The organism is Actinoallomurus sp. NBC_01490, from assembly GCF_036227085.1.
Classification (GTDB): Bacteria; Actinomycetota; Actinomycetes; order Streptosporangiales; family Streptosporangiaceae; genus Actinoallomurus; species Actinoallomurus oryzae.
On record NZ_CP109433.1, the window covers coordinates 5,584,434 to 5,599,660 of the forward strand.

The 15,227-nt window shown below is 74.5% G+C and carries 15 protein-coding genes and 1 pseudogene; 11 read left to right on the forward strand and 5 right to left on the reverse strand.

The features are described from left to right. The first annotated feature begins 84 nt into the window (after window positions 1-84). Window positions 85-1,584, forward strand: coding sequence for an FAD/NAD(P)-binding protein (locus OG417_RS26040; RefSeq protein ID WP_329261310.1), 1,500 nt, complete (start codon window positions 85-87; stop codon window positions 1,582-1,584). 25 nt (window positions 1,585-1,609) lie between these two features. Here the strand turns inward: OG417_RS26040 and OG417_RS26045 are convergent, their stop codons facing one another. Next, entirely contained in the window at window positions 1,610-2,200 is a 591-nt protein-coding gene (locus tag OG417_RS26045) for a DUF6817 domain-containing protein (RefSeq protein ID WP_329261312.1), read from the reverse strand. 227 nt (window positions 2,201-2,427) lie between these two features. On the opposite strand from OG417_RS26045, the gene OG417_RS26050 reads away from it, so the two are divergent. Continuing rightward, complete coding sequence (locus OG417_RS26050; RefSeq protein WP_329261314.1) at window positions 2,428-3,348, forward strand: LysR family transcriptional regulator; 921 nt, start codon at window positions 2,428-2,430, stop codon at window positions 3,346-3,348. Between the two features lie 46 nt (window positions 3,349-3,394). Here the strand turns inward: OG417_RS26050 and OG417_RS26055 are convergent, their stop codons facing one another. Continuing rightward, window positions 3,395-4,717: an MFS transporter gene (locus OG417_RS26055; protein WP_329261316.1), complete on the reverse strand. Its 1,323-nt coding sequence runs from the start codon at window positions 4,715-4,717 to the stop codon at window positions 3,395-3,397. Window positions 4,718-4,854: 137 nt separating this feature from the next. On the opposite strand from OG417_RS26055, the gene OG417_RS26060 reads away from it, so the two are divergent. After that, window positions 4,855-5,448 (forward strand): TetR/AcrR family transcriptional regulator, encoded by a 594-nt coding sequence (locus tag OG417_RS26060; RefSeq protein ID WP_329261319.1) that lies wholly within the window; start codon window positions 4,855-4,857, stop codon window positions 5,446-5,448. 62 nt (window positions 5,449-5,510) lie between these two features. Then, a complete protein-coding gene (locus tag OG417_RS26065) occupies window positions 5,511-6,542 on the forward strand; it encodes a histidine kinase (protein WP_329261322.1) in 1,032 nt (343 codons plus the stop codon). Window positions 6,543-6,623: 81 nt separating this feature from the next. On the opposite strand, the pseudogene OG417_RS54440 reads toward OG417_RS26065, so the two are convergent. After that, window positions 6,624-6,842 (reverse strand): annotated as a pseudogene (locus OG417_RS54440) (phosphatase PAP2 family protein); the annotation flags it as partial. Between OG417_RS54440 and OG417_RS26070 the strand changes: the two are divergent. Further along, on the forward strand, window positions 6,751-7,182 hold the full coding sequence (locus tag OG417_RS26070) for a hypothetical protein (RefSeq protein WP_329261324.1): 432 nt from the start codon (window positions 6,751-6,753) through the stop codon (window positions 7,180-7,182). The pseudogene OG417_RS54440 and the gene OG417_RS26070 sit on opposite strands and share 92 nt — an antisense overlap. A gap of 380 nt (window positions 7,183-7,562) precedes the next feature. Then, on the forward strand, window positions 7,563-8,600 hold the full coding sequence (locus OG417_RS26075) for a fatty acid desaturase family protein (protein ID WP_329261327.1): 1,038 nt from the start codon (window positions 7,563-7,565) through the stop codon (window positions 8,598-8,600). Window positions 8,601-8,907: 307 nt separating this feature from the next. Here OG417_RS26075 and OG417_RS26080 read toward each other — a convergent pair whose 3' ends face one another. Next, entirely contained in the window at window positions 8,908-9,642 is a 735-nt protein-coding gene (locus OG417_RS26080) for an SDR family NAD(P)-dependent oxidoreductase (protein WP_329261330.1), read from the reverse strand. 62 nt (window positions 9,643-9,704) lie between these two features. Here OG417_RS26080 and OG417_RS26085 point away from each other — a divergent pair, with 62 nt between their 5' ends. Together OG417_RS26085 and OG417_RS26090 are read left to right on the forward strand one after the other, a co-directional pair. Beyond that, the gene (locus OG417_RS26085; RefSeq protein ID WP_329261333.1) at window positions 9,705-10,574 is read left to right on the forward strand and encodes a DMT family transporter; all 870 of its coding nucleotides are present in this window, start codon (window positions 9,705-9,707) and stop codon (window positions 10,572-10,574) included. After that, window positions 10,571-11,431, forward strand: coding sequence for a DMT family transporter (locus tag OG417_RS26090; protein ID WP_329261336.1), 861 nt, complete (start codon window positions 10,571-10,573; stop codon window positions 11,429-11,431). Before OG417_RS26085 ends, OG417_RS26090 begins: the two co-directional genes overlap by 4 nt. Here OG417_RS26090 and OG417_RS26095 read toward each other — a convergent pair. Further along, entirely contained in the window at window positions 11,412-12,473 is a 1,062-nt protein-coding gene (locus OG417_RS26095) for an MGDG synthase family glycosyltransferase (protein WP_329261339.1), read from the reverse strand. The two genes, OG417_RS26090 and OG417_RS26095, sit on opposite strands and share 20 nt — an antisense overlap. Window positions 12,474-12,502: 29 nt before the next feature. Here OG417_RS26095 and OG417_RS26100 point away from each other — a divergent pair, with 29 nt between their 5' ends. From OG417_RS26100 to hpnD, 3 genes are all read left to right on the forward strand, one after another. After that, a complete protein-coding gene (locus tag OG417_RS26100; protein ID WP_329261342.1) occupies window positions 12,503-13,213 on the forward strand; it encodes a polysaccharide deacetylase family protein in 711 nt (236 codons plus the stop codon). A gap of 186 nt (window positions 13,214-13,399) precedes the next feature. Beyond that, window positions 13,400-14,266, forward strand: a complete 867-nt coding sequence (gene hpnC, locus OG417_RS26105; protein WP_329261345.1) for a squalene synthase HpnC — start codon at window positions 13,400-13,402, stop codon at window positions 14,264-14,266. Next, window positions 14,263-15,120: a presqualene diphosphate synthase HpnD gene (gene hpnD / locus OG417_RS26110; protein WP_329261347.1), complete on the forward strand. Its 858-nt coding sequence runs from the start codon at window positions 14,263-14,265 to the stop codon at window positions 15,118-15,120. The genes hpnC and hpnD overlap by 4 nt, the downstream gene beginning before the upstream one ends. The last annotated feature ends 107 nt before the right edge of the window (window positions 15,121-15,227 follow it).

The window sequence follows — 15,227 nt, forward strand, 5'->3', positions numbered from 1 at the left end:
CATGCCATCTCAAGTCAACGCCAGGCTCCCGCCGCGGCGGCTTTACCTATATTCCTTGTAGGAATTATCGATTAAGCTGCTACGGTGACTCTTTCACCAGCTCGGGCGGGCACCGGTCGTGGTCGCGTGCCGGCGGTCGCCATCGTCGGCGGGGGTGCGAGCGGCTCCCTGACCGCCGTACACCTGCTGCGCCGCGCGACCGCCTCCGGCGTGCCACTGCGGGTCGCGCTGATCGACCGCGACGGGCGGCACGGCATGGGCCAGGCGTACGCGACCGCCGATCCCCGGCACCTCCTGAACGCCGGCGCCGCCACGATGAGCGCCCTGGCGGACGACCCCGGCCACCTGCGGCGCTGGACCCGGCGCACCGGGCTGGAGCCGGCCGGGCCGGAGTCCGCCGGGCCGGCGTTCATTCCGCGAGGGGAGTACGGACGCTATCTGCGGGAGCTGCTCGACGACGTGGCCGGCCGCGTGCTCCCGGGCGGGCGGCTCGCGCGGCTCACCGGCACCGTCACCGCGCTGACCCGGCCGGACCCGTACGGCCCGGTGCGCGTGCACCTGGCGAACGGCGGCCGGATCGACGCCGACGCCGTCGTGCTCGCCACCGGCAACCGCCCGCCCGCCGCGGGCCCGGCCACGGCGCCCGGCCGCCGTCACATCGCCGATCCGTGGGCGCCCGGCGCACTCGTCCCCCTCCACGACGGAGCCCCGGTTCTCATCCTGGGCACCGGCCTGACCATGGTGGACGTGGCGATCAGCGTGCTGGGCGCGCATCCGGACACGGTCGTATACGCGGTCTCGCGGCACGGCCTGCTGCCGCGGCGGCACCGATGTACGCCGGCGCCTCCGGTGGAGGCGCCCATCCCCGAGGGCGAGCTACGGCTGTCCGGCCTCCTGGCCGCCGTCCGCACCGCGGTCACGGCGGCCGGCGGCGACTGGCACGGCGTGGTCGACGCCCTGCGGCCCCGGGTCCCGTCGCTGTGGGCGCGCCTCGGCGTCGAGGACCGGCGTCGTTTCCTGGCGCTGGTGGCCCGCTACTGGGAGGTCCACCGGCACCGCATCCCTCCCGCCACGGCCGACCGGATCGAGGGATTCCGCGCCGCCGGCCGTCTCCGGCTGCTGCGCGGGCGGCTGCTGTCCGCCGCGCCCGGCCCGGACGAGGTGACGGTCCGGCTGGCGGAGGACGGCGGCGAACGCGAACTGCGCGTCGGCTGGTTCGTGAACGGCACGGGTCCGGCCGCCGACGTCGGCGGCGACCCGCTCCTGCGCGGCCTCATCGCCGCGGGGCTGGCACGCCCCGACCCGCTGCGGCTCGGCCTGGACGCCGACGAGACCGGCGCGGTCCTCGACGGCGCCGGCCGGCCGCACGAGCGGATCTTCGCTCTCGGCCCGCCGCTGCGCGGCCTGCGGTACGAGACCACGGCGATCCCGGAGATCCGGGCCCAGGCGGCGGCGCTCGCGCCGCGCGTGCTTCACGCGGTCGCCTCCGCGCCGGTCCCGGCCCAGGCCGGCCCGGCCGCGCGGACACCGGCGGCCCACCGCGGCGGCGCGCCTGCGACGGGCGCCCGGGCGCCGGCGACCTGACGACCGGTGGCGCGCCACGCTCGGGTCAGGCCAGTGTCGCCCGGACGGCCTGCCAGGCGGGGTCGCCGAGGAGTGCCCGCCACGAGGTGAACAGGTCGAGGAGCTCGGTGCCGAACCGGGCGCGAAGGCCGGGGTTCGCCCGCATGACGTCCAGTTCGTTCGCGGCGGTGAGCTCGGCGAAGTCCCGCCGCAGGGGGAGCGGTGGCCGCAGCGCGGCGCCCGTGAAGCGGTCCCGGAACGCCCCCTCGGGGTCGGCGAGACCCGGATAGGAGAAGCGGCGGTCGCAGCCGGCGTAGAAGTGGACGAGCCGTTCGGCCTCCTCGCCGACGAGGGCGGTCAGCTCGTCCCGGCGGTCCGGGTCTCCCAGCGCGGTGGCGAAGCCGTCGGTGCCGTAGAAGGCGTGGCACAGCCCGGCGAGCCGTAGCGCCGGCCGCGCGCCCCACTCCGCGAGCAGCGCGTGGACACGCTCCAGATGGGCCAGCAGAGTGCCACCCGGATGCGCGATCTCGGCCGCGCCGCGCGAGGCCAGCGCCTCGACCACGGTCGCGATCCGCGGTTCCTTGCCGGTCGCGTCCGGTTCGGGCTCGTCGGCGGGGCCGGTCGGGCGGTCGTGCATGGTGCGTCCTCACTGACGGGTCGGTCGGCGCCCGCTCGTGGCGCCACCGGCGCCGGTGACCGTACGCCCCGGGGTCGCCGGACGGCGCCGGGCGGCGCCACGAGCGGGTTGCCGCCACGGTCATGGGCCCTGGGGCCCGGCCGTTGCGGCCCATCCTCGAAGCCGGGCATGCTCCGAGTCAATTCCTGGCTTTCCTGGGAATCACCCAAGGGATAGCTTGGGTCGGTGTGACCCTCGACGACCTGCGGGTGTTCATCGCCGTGTACGAGACCGGCAATCTCAGCGCCGTCGCCCGCGCCCATTCGTGCACCCAGTCGGCGGTGAGCCAGCACGTCAGACGCCTCGAGCGGGAGACCGGCGTGGCCCTGATCGAACGGCGGCCTCGCGGTGTGGCGGCGACCCCGGCGGGACGGATCCTGTACGAGGCGGCGCTCGGTGGCATCGGCGCCCTCGACGTCGCGCTCCGGCGGCTCGGCGAGCTCCGCGACGGCCACGGCGGCACCGTCAGCGTCACCACGGGCGGGGTCACCGTGCGCCACTTCATGGCCGGCGCGATCTCCGCGTTCCGCGGCCGGTACCCGCACGTGAGCCTGGAGTTCCATTCGGCCCAGTCGACGCGGCGATGCGTCGAACTGCTGCACAGTGGAGGGGCCGACCTCGCGTGGGTCACCCTCGGCCGGCCGCTGCCCCAGATCAGGCAGCGGCCGGTGGTCGACCTTCCCTGGGTGCTGGCCGTCCACGCCGACGACCCGCTGGCCGCGCGGGAGTCCCTGGAACCCGCCGACCTGGCGGCCATCCGCTACATCGCTCACCCGGAGAACTCCGCCTCCCGGCGCCGCCTGGAGGAGGACTTCATCCGGCTGGGGGCCGGGCCGCCCACCCCGGTCGGCGTGGCCGACTGGGACACCGCCGTGCTGCTCGCCGAGCTCGGCGTCGGCCACGCCATCCTGCCCGCCCTGCCCCGGCTCGTCACCCCGCCCGACAGCCCGGTCCGTACCGTTCCCATCCCCGCCCTGACCCCGCTCACCGTCGGCTGGGCCGTCCGCCAGTGGAACGTCCTGAGCCCGCTGGCCACCGAGTTCGCCGAGCTCGTCGCCGCCGACAACGGACCGTGCCGTGGCGGAGATGAGGGGAGGCCGGGAGCGTGAGGAGAACACCTCTCCGGTGAACACCCGCAGAGGTGTCCGCGGTCGCTCAGCCGCCCGTTCGCTCGCGCAGCGCGTACACCCCCGCGGCCAGGGTGCCCGCGCACAGGGCGGCGGAGCTGAGGCCGAGCGACCAGTGCACGCCGATGGCGGAGGCGGCGAGGCCGACGGTGAAGCCGCTCCCGGCCCGCAGCCCGTTCGCGGACATGCCGTACAGGCCGATGATCCGGCCGCGGTCGGCGGCGGAGGCGCGCAGCTGCACGACGGTCTGCCCGATCGACATCGACGCGAGGTTGGCCACTCCGCCGGTCACCAGCAGCACGACGGCGAGCGGGTAGTGGGTGGTGACGGCGAAGAGCAGGCTGCTCACGCCGTAGACCAGGGTGCTGACGACGGCGGCTCTGGCGGTCGGCCGGATGCGGCCGGTGACCTCCAGCAGGATGCCGCCGATGACGCCTCCCGCGCCGCTGGCGAACAGCAGGACCCCGTACGCCGTTCCGGCGCTGCCGGCCCCGAGGTCGTGGGCGAAGATCGGCATCACCGACTGCAGCGAGGCGCCGACGAAGAACGACCCGAGCCCGGCCAGGATGATCATGCTGACCATGGTGTGGTCGGAGCGGACGTCGCGCAGCACACGCAGCGAGCCGAGGATGCCGACACGCGGTCGGGCCACTCCCTGATCCCGGGTGTGCCCGGTGAACCGGGTGCGGAACAGGAACAGGGTCAGCGGCAGGTAGAACACCACGTTGGCGAAGATGCCGGCGGTCGGGCCGAGGCCGAGGAGCAGCGCCGAGCCGACGACCGGGCCGAACAGGATGCCGAGGCTGCGGAAGGTCGCGTTGAGCCGTACCGCGCTGGGCAGCTCGGCACGGCCGGCGAAGTCGTGCAGCATCAGCTGTTCGGCGGGCGACCACAGCGAGCCCGCGCACCCGTGCAGCACGAGGAGCAGGCAGGCCTCCCACACCCGCAGCGACCCGGTGAGGAACAGCACGCCCCAGCTGATGGACACGAACATGAACAGCGCCTGCGCGCCCTGGATGAGACGGCGGCAGTCGTACCGGTCGGCCCAGGAGCCGAACAGGACCGACAGCAGCAGGAACGGCACCCAGTGGCTGATGACCTCGAAGCCGGTCAGCGCGGGGGAGTGGAACTTCTGCCACAGCACCCAGTACGTGATGACGTGCTCGATGTTGTCGGCCATCATCGCCAGGGCGGCGCCGAACAGGTACGGGCGGCAGTCGCGGTTGCGCAGGGCGGCGAACCTCGGCACCGGCGCCGCCGTCGTGGCGGCCGGTCCGGGCGGGGGAACGACGGCCGTTTGGTCGGTGCCGGCTTCGGGCACGTGGGTGGGGATACCGCAGGCGGCGCACATGGGGATTCCTCGGGCGAACGGTCGGGGGGAGAGCGGATGGGCCGCCGCGGCACCGGTCGGCGCTCCCAGTTACGGTTCACGGTGACTCGTAAGTGAATCTACCATAACGAGACACTATGCCTCGCTACACTCGTGGTGTGGTCCTCAACACAGACCCGGCCGCGCCCGGCGCCCGTACGGGGCGTCCCCGCAGCGAGCGCGCCCGCCGGGCGGTGCTCCACGCGGTCGATGACCTCCTCGTCGAGGTGGGCTACGCGGCGATGACGATGAAGGGCATCGCCGAGCGGGCCGGCGTCGGGCGGCAGACGGTCTACCGGTGGTGGTCGACCAAGGCCGAGATCCTGCTGGAGGCCTGCCTCACCGACGCCCGTGAGGAGCTCGCCATCCCGCCGCACCCGACCCCGGCCGGCGACCTGCTCGCCTACCTGACCGTGCTGACCGAGTTCCTCACCACCTCGCCTCCCGGGCTCGCCTATCGGGCCCTGATCGGCGAGGCGCAGCACGACCCCGCCGTACGCGAGCTGGTCCACGGCGCCGACCTGCTGACCGAGAGCGCCCGGGGCGTGCTCGACCGCGTCCGCCGGAGCGCGCCGGACATGCCCGACACCGCCCTGAGTGCCGCTCAGCTCACCGGGCCGGTCGTCACGCGCGTCCTCACCACGCCGGCGCCGCTGCCGGCGCCGCTCCTGGAGGCCCATGTCGCGTCGCTCCTGCGCGCCTGGGGATGCTGACGAGCGGGGATGCGACTTTCGGCAGTGTCGGGCGGCTCGCGGCATTCCGTATCGTCGCGTTCGTGAGACGACCGAACATCACGCGTTTCGTCAGGTCAGGGGCCGTGCTACCGGTGACCGCGGCGGGCGCGGCCGGCCTGAGCGTGCTCGATCTGTGGTGGGTCCCGCCGGCGATGCTGCTGTCGTTCCTGGCGGGGTGGCTGCCGGACCGGGCGCGGGCGGCGGTGGTGGTGTTGTCGGCCACGGTGGTGGCCGGCGGCGCGGCGGTGTACGCCGTGCCGTCCCGGCCGGCGCTGGGCGAGCGGTTCGTGCTCGTGCTGGCGGGCGCCGCGATGCTGCCGTGGTTCGCCGGGCGCTTCTGGCGGCAGTACCGGGCGCTGGTACGCGCCGGGTGGGAGCGGGCCGCGCACCTCGAACGCGAGCAGCGGCTCGTGGCCGAGCAGGCGCGGCTGCGTGAGCGGGCCCGTATCGCACAGGACATGCACGACCTGCTCGGCCACGAGCTCAGCCTGGTCGCCCTCTCGGCCGGCGCGCTCAAACTCGCGCCCGGCCTGCCCGACGAGCACCGCCGGGCCGCCGGGGACATCCGCGGCCGTGCCGCCGCCGCGGTGGACCGCCTCGGCGAGGTGATCGGCGTCCTGCGGGAGGACGCCGACACCCGGCCGGCCGCCGTCGAGGGGCTGGTCGAGAGCGCGTCGGCGGCCGGGCTGACGGTGACGCTGCGCACCGAGGGCGAGCCCGGCGCCGTGCCGCCGGTCGCCGAACGCGCCGTGCACCGGATCGTCCGGGAGGCGCTCACCAACGCCGCCAAGCACGCGCCCGGCGCGGCCGTGACGGTGCGGATCGCCTACCGCGCGACCGGCACCGAGGTCGGAGTCGAGAACGGGGCCGCGGCGGACCGCGCCGCGGCCGCGCCGGGCGTCGGCGCCGGGCTGACCAACGTCCAGATCGCCCGGCGGCTGCACGTGGTGGAGGGGACGGTCAAGGCGCACGTCAGCTCGATCCTGGCGCGGCTGGCCGTCGACAACCGCGCGGCGGCCGCCGTGGTCGCGCACGAGGCGGGCATCGTCCCGCCACCCGAGCCGTTCGGCTAGCGCGCCCAGCGGCGGGGTGAACAGCAGCACCGCCGCGGTCGCGGACGCGGCGCCGAGGGCCGCACCGGCCAGCACGTCGTGTGGATAGTGCACTCCGGCGGCCACCCGGGCCAGCGCCACCGCCGCGCCCAGCGGCAACGTGACCACGGCCGGCCGGGGGCGCAGCACGGCCAGCCCGGCGGCCAGCCCGAAGGCCAGGGTGGCGTGGTTGCTCGGGAACGACCAGTCTCCCGGGGCCGGGCAGCCGGCGACCGCCTCGGCGCCGCGCACCGCCCGGCACGGCCGCTCCTCGTCCACCACGAGCTTCAGCGCCTCGCTGGCCGCGTACGCCAGGGCGGTGCCGGCGACGATCAGGAACGTCCCGGCGGCGTGGTGGGCGTCGCGACGGCGCACGGCGGTCCACCCCGTCCACGCCACCGGCAGCACGAGCACGAGCAGCAGCCCTTCCGCGGCCAGGTCCGGCAGTGAACCCGCCCACGAAGGGGCATCGGCGGCCGCGCCGCTGAGCGCCCGGTACACCGACACCGAGGCCCCGGCGGTCACCCGTACCGGCCCGGCCTGGCCCAGTCCGCCCGGGTACAGCAGCGCCACGGCCATCGCCCCCGCCACCAGTGCCGCCGCCGCGGCGAGCACCCGGTGACCCACGTTGTACTGAGATCGCGATTCCATGCCCGCGACGCTAGGGACGGCGGCCCGCCGGCACCCGAGCCGAACGACGACCCCGCACCCCTGACGATCGTCCGGCTTGACACCTCCACCGCGCCGGGCGGTCGCTCAGGCCCGGCTCAGGTCTGGTGGAGGCGTTCGCCGCGGTCCTGGCGCGGCGGCCCTGACCTCTCGGCGTCCCGGAGGAGGGTGGGGCCAGCACCACCCCGGATGCGGGGTTACACGAACCCCGGTACGGGGGCTGACCGGCTGGGACGCCGCTCCCGCCGTTCCTACGGTTTCAGTCAACTGATCACCGGCGTCCGCGCTCCCGGAGGGGCGGGGTGCGTCCGGAGCCGTCCCGAGGAGAACTCGATGACCCTGACATCCGACGTGACCGTGGCCCGGAGCGGGTTCGCGCCACTGGTCCAGCAGATCCGCGCCCACGGGCTGCTGGAACGCCGCCGCGGCCGCTACGCGTGGCTGATCGGGCTGGACGTGCTCGCCTACGCCGCGATCTGGGGAGCGGTCGCGTTGATCGGCGCCTCGTGGTGGCAGGCGGTGCTGGTGCTGCCGGCGGCCCTGTTCACGACCCGCCTGTACTTCGTCGGCCACGACGCCGGGCACGGGCAGATCGCCGCCACCCGGAGGGCCAACCGGCTGCTGGGCCTCCTCGTCGGGAACCTCGGGCTCGGGCTGAGCTACGGCTGGTGGACCGACAAGCACAACCGGCACCACGCCAACCCCAACCACCAGGACAAGGACCCGGACGTCAGCCCGGGTGTCCTCGTCTGGTCCACGGACCAGGCGGCCGGCCGCCGTGGGGCGTTCGCCCGCTGGTTCACCCGCAACCAGGGCCGGCTCTTCCTCCCGCTGCTCCTCCTGGAGGGCATCAACCTCAAGGTGAGCAGCGTCCGTCACGTCGTGAGCCGCTGCCGTCGCGGCGACCGGCGCGGGCAGGCGTGTGCGGAGGCACTGCTGCTGTGCGCGCACTTCGGCGCTTACCTCGGGCTGCTGTTCACCGTGCTGTCGCCGGGCGCGGCGATCGCGTTCGTCCTCGCGCACCAGGCGCTGCTCGGCCTCCACCTCGGCTGCGCGTTCGCCCCGAACCACAAGGGCATGCCCATGCCGGGGCCGGGCGAGCGCTGGGACCACCTGCACAAGCAGGTCCTGACCTCCCGCAACGTCCGTGGGGGCGCGCTGACCGACTGGTTCCTCGGCGGGCTCAACTACCAGATCGAGCACCACCTGTTCCCGAGCATGCCGCGCCCGCACCTGCGGCGCGCGCAGCCGCTCGTGCGCGACCACTGCCGCCTCTCCGGCCTCCCCTACACCGAGGAGGGCCTCATCGAGTCCTACGCCACGGCGCTCCGCCACCTGCACGACGTCGGTAGCGGGGCAAAACCCGTCTGACCAGGCGAGATACCATGGGATGGCCTGCGAGTCCGCCCAACGAGGGAGCGTCCGCGATTGGGTGCCCTCTGGCTCCTGGCGGTCGTGGCGATCGTCCTTTGGATCATGTCATCGGGGCGCTGGTCCTCCTGATCGACATCTTCGTCGGCGGCCTCCGGTTCCGCCGCCGGCGCGGTCCCCGCTCCGCGCGCTGACGGCGCGGCCCACACGTGGGGGGCGGGGGAACGGGAGACCAGATGAGCCGCGAGCCGGCCCTGTCCCACGCTGAGGGGTGTCTCGGTCCGCTGCCCGGATTCGCGCACGGCATCTACGAAAGACCGCCGAGGAGCGCGGCGAGCCGCCGGAAGACGCCGGGCGCCGCGCCCCTGAGCCGGGCCGGCGCCTCCAGCCATCCCGGCACGTACACCTCGGGCCGCTCGCGCTCGACCGCGCCGACGATGGCCCGCGCCACCCGCGCGGCCGGCACGGGGACCGGGCGGGCCCGGTCGTACGGCGCGCCGCGCCGGTCGAAGAAGGGCGTGTCCACCACGCCGGGCAGCACCACGGAAACGCCGACGGCGGTCTCGGCGCGCAGCGCCTCGGCGAAGGCGATCAGGCCGGCCTTGGCGGCGGAGTACACCGCCTCGCCCGGCACGCCGACGACGCCCGCGATCGATGCCACGAAGACGACGTGGCCGCGGCCCCGCGCGACCATCCCCGGCAGCAGCAGCCGCGTGAGCCGCATCGGCGCGGCGAGGTCGACCGCCAGCAGGTCGTCGATGGTCCGTTCCGGCATGGTGGCGAACGGCCCGGCCCAGCCCGCCCCGGCGTTGGCCACGAGCACGTCGACCGGCCCCGCCTCGGACGCGAGCGCCGCGGCGCCGGTCGTCAGGTCGGCGGCGACCGCCCGCCCGCCGGTCTCGGCGGCGACGGCGTCCAGGGCCGCGCGGTTCCGCCCGGTCAGCAGCAGCCGAGCCTGGGCGCCCGCCATCGCGCGCGCGGTCGCCGCGCCGATGCCGGAGGAGGCGCCCGTGATCAGGACCAGGCGGTCGTCGATCCTCATGAGCCGATCCTGCCCACCCGCGCGACGATGCTCACGGACCGGTTGACCGGCGGGCCGGCCCGATGAAGATCTTTTTCGCACTGGCGGCGGCCTGCCTCATCGGGATCGGCTTCGTCGCCCAGCAGCACGCCGCCTACCGCGAGCCGCTCGGCGAGATGCTGCACCTGAAGCTGCTCAGTCACCTGGCGCGCAACCGGCTGTGGCTGCTGGGCATCGCCGCGATGGTCGGCGGCCAGGTGCTGGGCGCGACGGCCCTCGACGAGTCCGACCTGGCCTCGGTCGAGCCGATCCTGGCCACCAACCTGCTGTTCGCGCTGGTCTTCGCGCACGTGCTCTACCGCGAGCCGCTGAACCGCAGGGTCTGGCAGGGAGGACTCCTCGTGACGGCCGGGTCCGGGCTGTTCCTCGCCTTCGGCCGCCCTCATGCCGGGCGACCACCGGGCCCGGCGTCGACCAACTGGCTCATCGCCGCGATCGTCATCGCCCTCGTGGTGATCCTCGTGCTGCTGGCGCGGCCACGGTCGCTGCGTACGAAGGCCATGCTGCTCGCCGCGGCCGCCGGGATGCTGTGGGGTGTCCAGGACGTGCTGACGCGCGGCTCCCTGCTCGTCCTCGGGCACGGCGTGGGCGGCCTGGTGCGGAGCTGGCTGCCCTACGGGATGATCCTGGTCGCGGTCGCCGGGCTGCTGCTCGCCCAGAGCGCGTTCGACGCCGCCCCGCTGCGGATCTCGCTGCCCGCCGCGACCGCGGCCGAACCGCTGATCGGCATCGTCCTGGGCATCCTGATCTTCTACGAGCGCGTCCGGACCACTCCGGAGGCCCTCGCCGCGATGGTCATCGGCCTGCTGATGATGGTCGGCGGCATCGTGGTCCTCGGCCGGTCGCCGTACCTGGGCAAGCGGCAGACGGTCGAGAGGGAGAGGCAGCGATGATCGCCGTCGCGCTGGCCGTGCTGGCCGCCGCGAGCAACGCGCTCGCGTCCGTGCTCCAACGGCGCGCGGCGCGTACCGCCCCGGCGGGCCAGGCTTTCCGGCTCGGCCTCATCGCCTACCTCATGCACCGGCCCGCCTGGCTCGGCGGCATCGCCGCGCTCATCGGCGGGTTCGCGTTCCAGGCCGCCGCACTCATGTTCGGGGGGCTCTCCCTGGTCCAGCCGATCCTCGTGGTGGAACTCCCGCTCACGATGGTGTTCATCGGCCGGGTGTTCCGCGTCCGGCTGGACCGCCGGTCGTGGCTGGCCGTCGGCGTGCTCACCGCCGGGCTGGCGATGCTCCTGCTGGGGGCCAGGCCGTCGGAGGGCCACCAGATCCCCGGCCGGGCGATGTGGGCGGTCGCCACGCTCGTCACCCTCGGTCTGGTCGCCCTCCTGCTGACGGCGGCGCGGCTGGCGACCGGCGCGGGCCGCGCCGCGATCCTCGGGGTGGCGGCCGGCCTGGGCTTCTCCTTCACCGCCGCGCTGATGAAGCAGGCCGTGCGGGACGTGGAGCACCCGGCCACCCTGCTGACGACCTGGACGGTGTACGCCATGATTTTGGCCGGGCTGGTCAGCCTCTTCCTGCTCCAGAACGCCTTCCAGAGCGGATCGCTCGTCGCCGTGCAGCCGGCGCTGACCGTCGCGGACCCGGTCGCGAGCATCGGGTACGGCGTGGGCCTGTTCGGCGAGACCATCCGGCTGGGCGCCTGGTCGGTGCTCGAGATCTTCGCCATCGGACTGATCGTGTACGGCAGCACGCTGCTGGCCCAGTCGCCGCCGTTCCGCCGTCACAAGGTCATGGCAGCAGGCACCTGAGCAGGTCCTCCACCGGCCGCCGTTCGAACAGGGCGCCCGCCCGCCTGACCCGCCGGCCGCGTTCGAGGGGAGACCTCAGCCGGTCCAGCGCGGCGAGAAGCTCCGCGCCGTCCCGTGCGTGAACGCCCACCCCGGCGCGCGCCATCGCCCGCGCGCCCGCCAGGCCGTGCCCGGGGATCGGCCGGTAGCAGATCACCGGAACCCCGGCGGCGATCGCCTCCTCGCAGGTCAGCCCGGACGCGTTGTCGATGACGGCGTACGAGGCGGCCATCAGCTCCGGCACGTCCTCACGCCAGCCGAGGGCGACGCAGCCGCCGGTACGGGCCAGACGCCGGCGCAGCCGCCGGTTCTCTCCGCACAGGACGACGGGCAGGTAGCGTCCCGAGCCCGACAGCACCCGCGCCGTCTCCTCGATCCGCCCCACGCCCCACGAGCCGGCGGTGACCAGGACACGCGGCCGGCCGTCGGATCCGACCACGGGCGTGGCGCGGGGCCGCCGGAACTCCGGCCGTACGACGGGCGCGTGACACCATGCCGGGCGTCCGGTCGCCGCGCGCACCTCGCGGACGGCGGCGGGCGTCAGGCACAGGTGGCCGTCGTTGCCCGGGTGCAGCCAGAGCCGGTGGACCGCGAAGTCGGTCACCATCACCAGGCTGGGCACCGGGAGACGGCCGTGTGCGCGCAGGTGCCCGGCGGCCTGCGCGGCCACGTGGAACGTCGAGACCAGCGCGGACGGCGCCCGCCGGCGGACCAGCTCCTCCAGCCGTGCCGCGACCAGGGCGGTGAACGGCGAGACCGCCGGCGCCCGCGGTGAGGTGAAGAAGACCCGGTAGATCCCGGCGTACAGCCACGGCGCATGATGCACCGTCCAGCCGTACCAGCGGCGCATCCCGCGCCCGGACCGCAGCGGCAGCAGGTCGAGGACGTCGGTCACCTCCGCGTCGATCCCCGTCGTGGCCAGGCGGCGCGCGAGCTCGCCCGCGACCCGGTCGTGCCCGGCGCCCATCCCCGCGCTGAGGATCAGCACGCGTCGGGTCGACACCGGCGATCTCCTTCCGCACACTGGAGACCGTGAGGCACGCGCCGATCGCGATGGCGGCGGCCGCGGTCGCCGCGGTCCACGTCGCGCCGGCCGCGACCTGGCTGCCGGCCGTGCGCCGCGTCTTCCCCGGTCTGGCGGGGACCGGCGCCGCCGACCACGTCGCACTGACCTTCGACGACGGGCCCGACCCGCGCTCGACGCCGTGCTTCCTGGACGAGCTGCGACGGCTCGGCTGCTCGGCGACCTTCTTCGTGCTGGGAGAGATGCTCGAACGCCATCCCGGCCTCGGCCGCCGCGTCGTCGAGGAGGGCCACGAGATCGCCGTCCACGGCTGGCGGCACCGCTACGCCCTCGCCACCCGGCCCGGCCGGACCGCTGCCGAGATCCGTGCGACCGCCGCGCTGGTCACCGCGGTCACCGGTGTGCGTCCCGCGTGGTACCGCCCGCCCTACGGCGTGCTCAGCGCCGAGGCGCTGGCGCAGGCCGGCCGGTGCGGCCTGCGGCCCGTGCTGTGGAGCGCGTGGGGCCGGGACTGGACGGCCGGCGCCTCCGCGCGGTCGGTGCTGGAAACGCTGGAGCCGGACCTGCGCGGCGGCGCCACCGTCCTGCTGCACGACTCCGATCACACCTCCGCTCCCGGGGCGTGGCGGTCGGCGCTCGGCGCGCTCCCGGAGCTCGTGGGCCGCTGCCGCGCCGAAGGCCTTCGCGTCGGGGCGCTGCGGGACCACGGAGTGGCCTGACCGGTCGCCCGGCGGTCGCCGGGCGCGACCGAGGCACCGGCGCGCGAATCGTTGGCCCGGACTTGGTGTCGCATTTACCATAAGCGTGCCATTCGCATCCGATAATGCGTTGTCTAAATTGGGTAATGTGCAGGGTGCTGGACTGCGTCTGAGTTTATTCGACGGCATGGCGGAGATCATTCCTTCATGCTGTCCAGCGTGCCCACCAGGCGAGACGTCGTGCGCAAGGCTCGGCACGAGAACTTTCCCGTCGCCTCACGCCTGCTGCCACGTCGTTATCGCGGCCACCTGATGAACGTTTATCGTTTCGCTCGTTCGGTGGACGATGCCGGAGACGAGACGGCACCCGCATGGCGGCTTTCCTATCTCGATTCGATCGATGCCGACCTGACGCGCCTCTACGCGGGATCGGCGCCGCGTCTGCCCTTCATCCGCGCGCTCGCCGACACGGTCGAGGCCTGCGCGATCCCACCGGAGCCGTTCCGCCGGCTCGTGGAGGCGAACCGCCGCGACCAGTCGGTGCCGCGGTACACCACCTTCGACGAACTGCTCGGCTACTGCGAGCTGTCCGCCAACCCGGTCGGGCACATCGTGCTGCACGTCTTCGGCCGGGCCGACCCGTCGCGGTTCGCCCTGTCGGACCACGTCTGCACGGCGCTCCAGATCATCGAGCACTGCCAGGACGTCGCCGAGGACCACGCGCGGGGCCGGGTCTACCTGCCGGCCGAGGACCTGCGCCGCTTCGGCGCCACCGAGGAGGACCTGGTCCGGGCGCCGACGCCCGTGCCGCTGCGCCGGGTCCTGGCGCTGCAGACCCGCCGCGCGAAGGCCCTGCTGGACTCCGGGGGACCGCTCGCGGCCTCGCTGACCGGGTTCGCGCGGCTCGCGGTGGCGGGGTACGTCGCCGGCGGGCGCGCCGCCGTCGCGGCCCTCGAACGGGCCGACCACGACGTGGTGGGCCGGGCCGTACGGCCCGCCACCCGCAGGCTGCTGGCCGAATGGCCGGTGGCGGCCGTGGGCCGGACCGGACTGGGACGAAAGGCGGCACGGTGACCACGGCCGAGGCCTACCGGCACTGCGAGCAGGTCGTCCGCGAACGGGCGCGCAACTTCGCCTACGGCATCCGCCTGCTGCCGCCCGCCAAGCGCCGCGCGCTCAGCGCGGTGTACGCCTTCGCCCGCCGCATCGACGACATCGGGGACGGGAACGGGCCGGCCGCCCAGCGGCTGACCCGCCTGTCCGAGGCCCGTATCGCGCTGCGCCGGCCCGAGCCGCACCCGGGCGACCCCGTGCTGATCGCCCTGTGCGACGCCGCGCGGCGGTTCCCGATCCCGATGCGGGCCTTCGAAGAGCTGATCGACGGCTGCGCGGCGGACGTCGAGGGCGTGTCGTACGAGCGGTTCGGCAGCCTGCTGGCCTACTGCCGGTGCGTCGCCGGGTCGGTCGGGCGGCTGTCGCTCGGCGTCTTCGGCACCTCCGACCCCGACACGGCCGAGCCGCTCGCGGACGCGCTCGGCGTCGCGCTGCAGCTCACCAACATCCTGCGCGACATCCGCGAGGACCGGCTGGCGGGCCGGATCTACGTTCCCGCGGAGGACCTGGAGCGGTTCGGGTGCACACTCGACATGGACGGGTCCGGGGAGTTCACCGACCCGCCCGACCGGCTCGCCGCGCTCGTGCGCTTCGAGGCCGAACGCGCGCGCACGTGGTACGAGCACGGTGACCGGCTGGTGGCGATGCTCGACCGCCGCAGCGCCGCCTGCACCGCGGCGATGGCCGGGATCTACCGGCGCCTGCTGGCGCGCATCGCCGCCGACCCGGCCGGAGCGCTCAGCACCCGCCTGTCGCTGTCGCGCTGGGACAAGACGATGGTCGCCGCGCGCTCGCTCACCGGAGCGCAGCTATGACCGAGGGAATCGGGAACGAGCCCCTGTGGTCACATCCTCCGACGCGGGAGGACTCATGACCGAGCGAAGCGAGGGAATCAAAGACGCGCCCCTGTGGTCACACCCTC

Excerpts from the sequence above, each read along its gene's own strand:
- OG417_RS26080 (WP_329261330.1), bottom strand. The coding sequence starts at position 9,642 with ATGAGGATCGACGACCGCCTGGTCCTGATCACGGGCGCCTCCTCCGGC.
- OG417_RS26085 (WP_329261333.1), top strand. The coding sequence starts at position 9,705 with ATGAAGATCTTTTTCGCACTGGCGGCGGCCTGCCTCATCGGGATCGGC.
- OG417_RS26090 (WP_329261336.1), top strand. The coding sequence starts at position 10,571 with ATGATCGCCGTCGCGCTGGCCGTGCTGGCCGCCGCGAGCAACGCGCTC.
- OG417_RS26055 (WP_329261316.1), bottom strand. The coding sequence starts at position 4,717 with ATGTGCGCCGCCTGCGGTATCCCCACCCACGTGCCCGAAGCCGGCACC.
- OG417_RS26075 (WP_329261327.1), top strand. The coding sequence starts at position 7,563 with ATGACCCTGACATCCGACGTGACCGTGGCCCGGAGCGGGTTCGCGCCA.
- hpnC (WP_329261345.1), top strand. The coding sequence starts at position 13,400 with ATGCTGTCCAGCGTGCCCACCAGGCGAGACGTCGTGCGCAAGGCTCGG.
- OG417_RS26045 (WP_329261312.1), bottom strand. The coding sequence starts at position 2,200 with ATGCACGACCGCCCGACCGGCCCCGCCGACGAGCCCGAACCGGACGCG.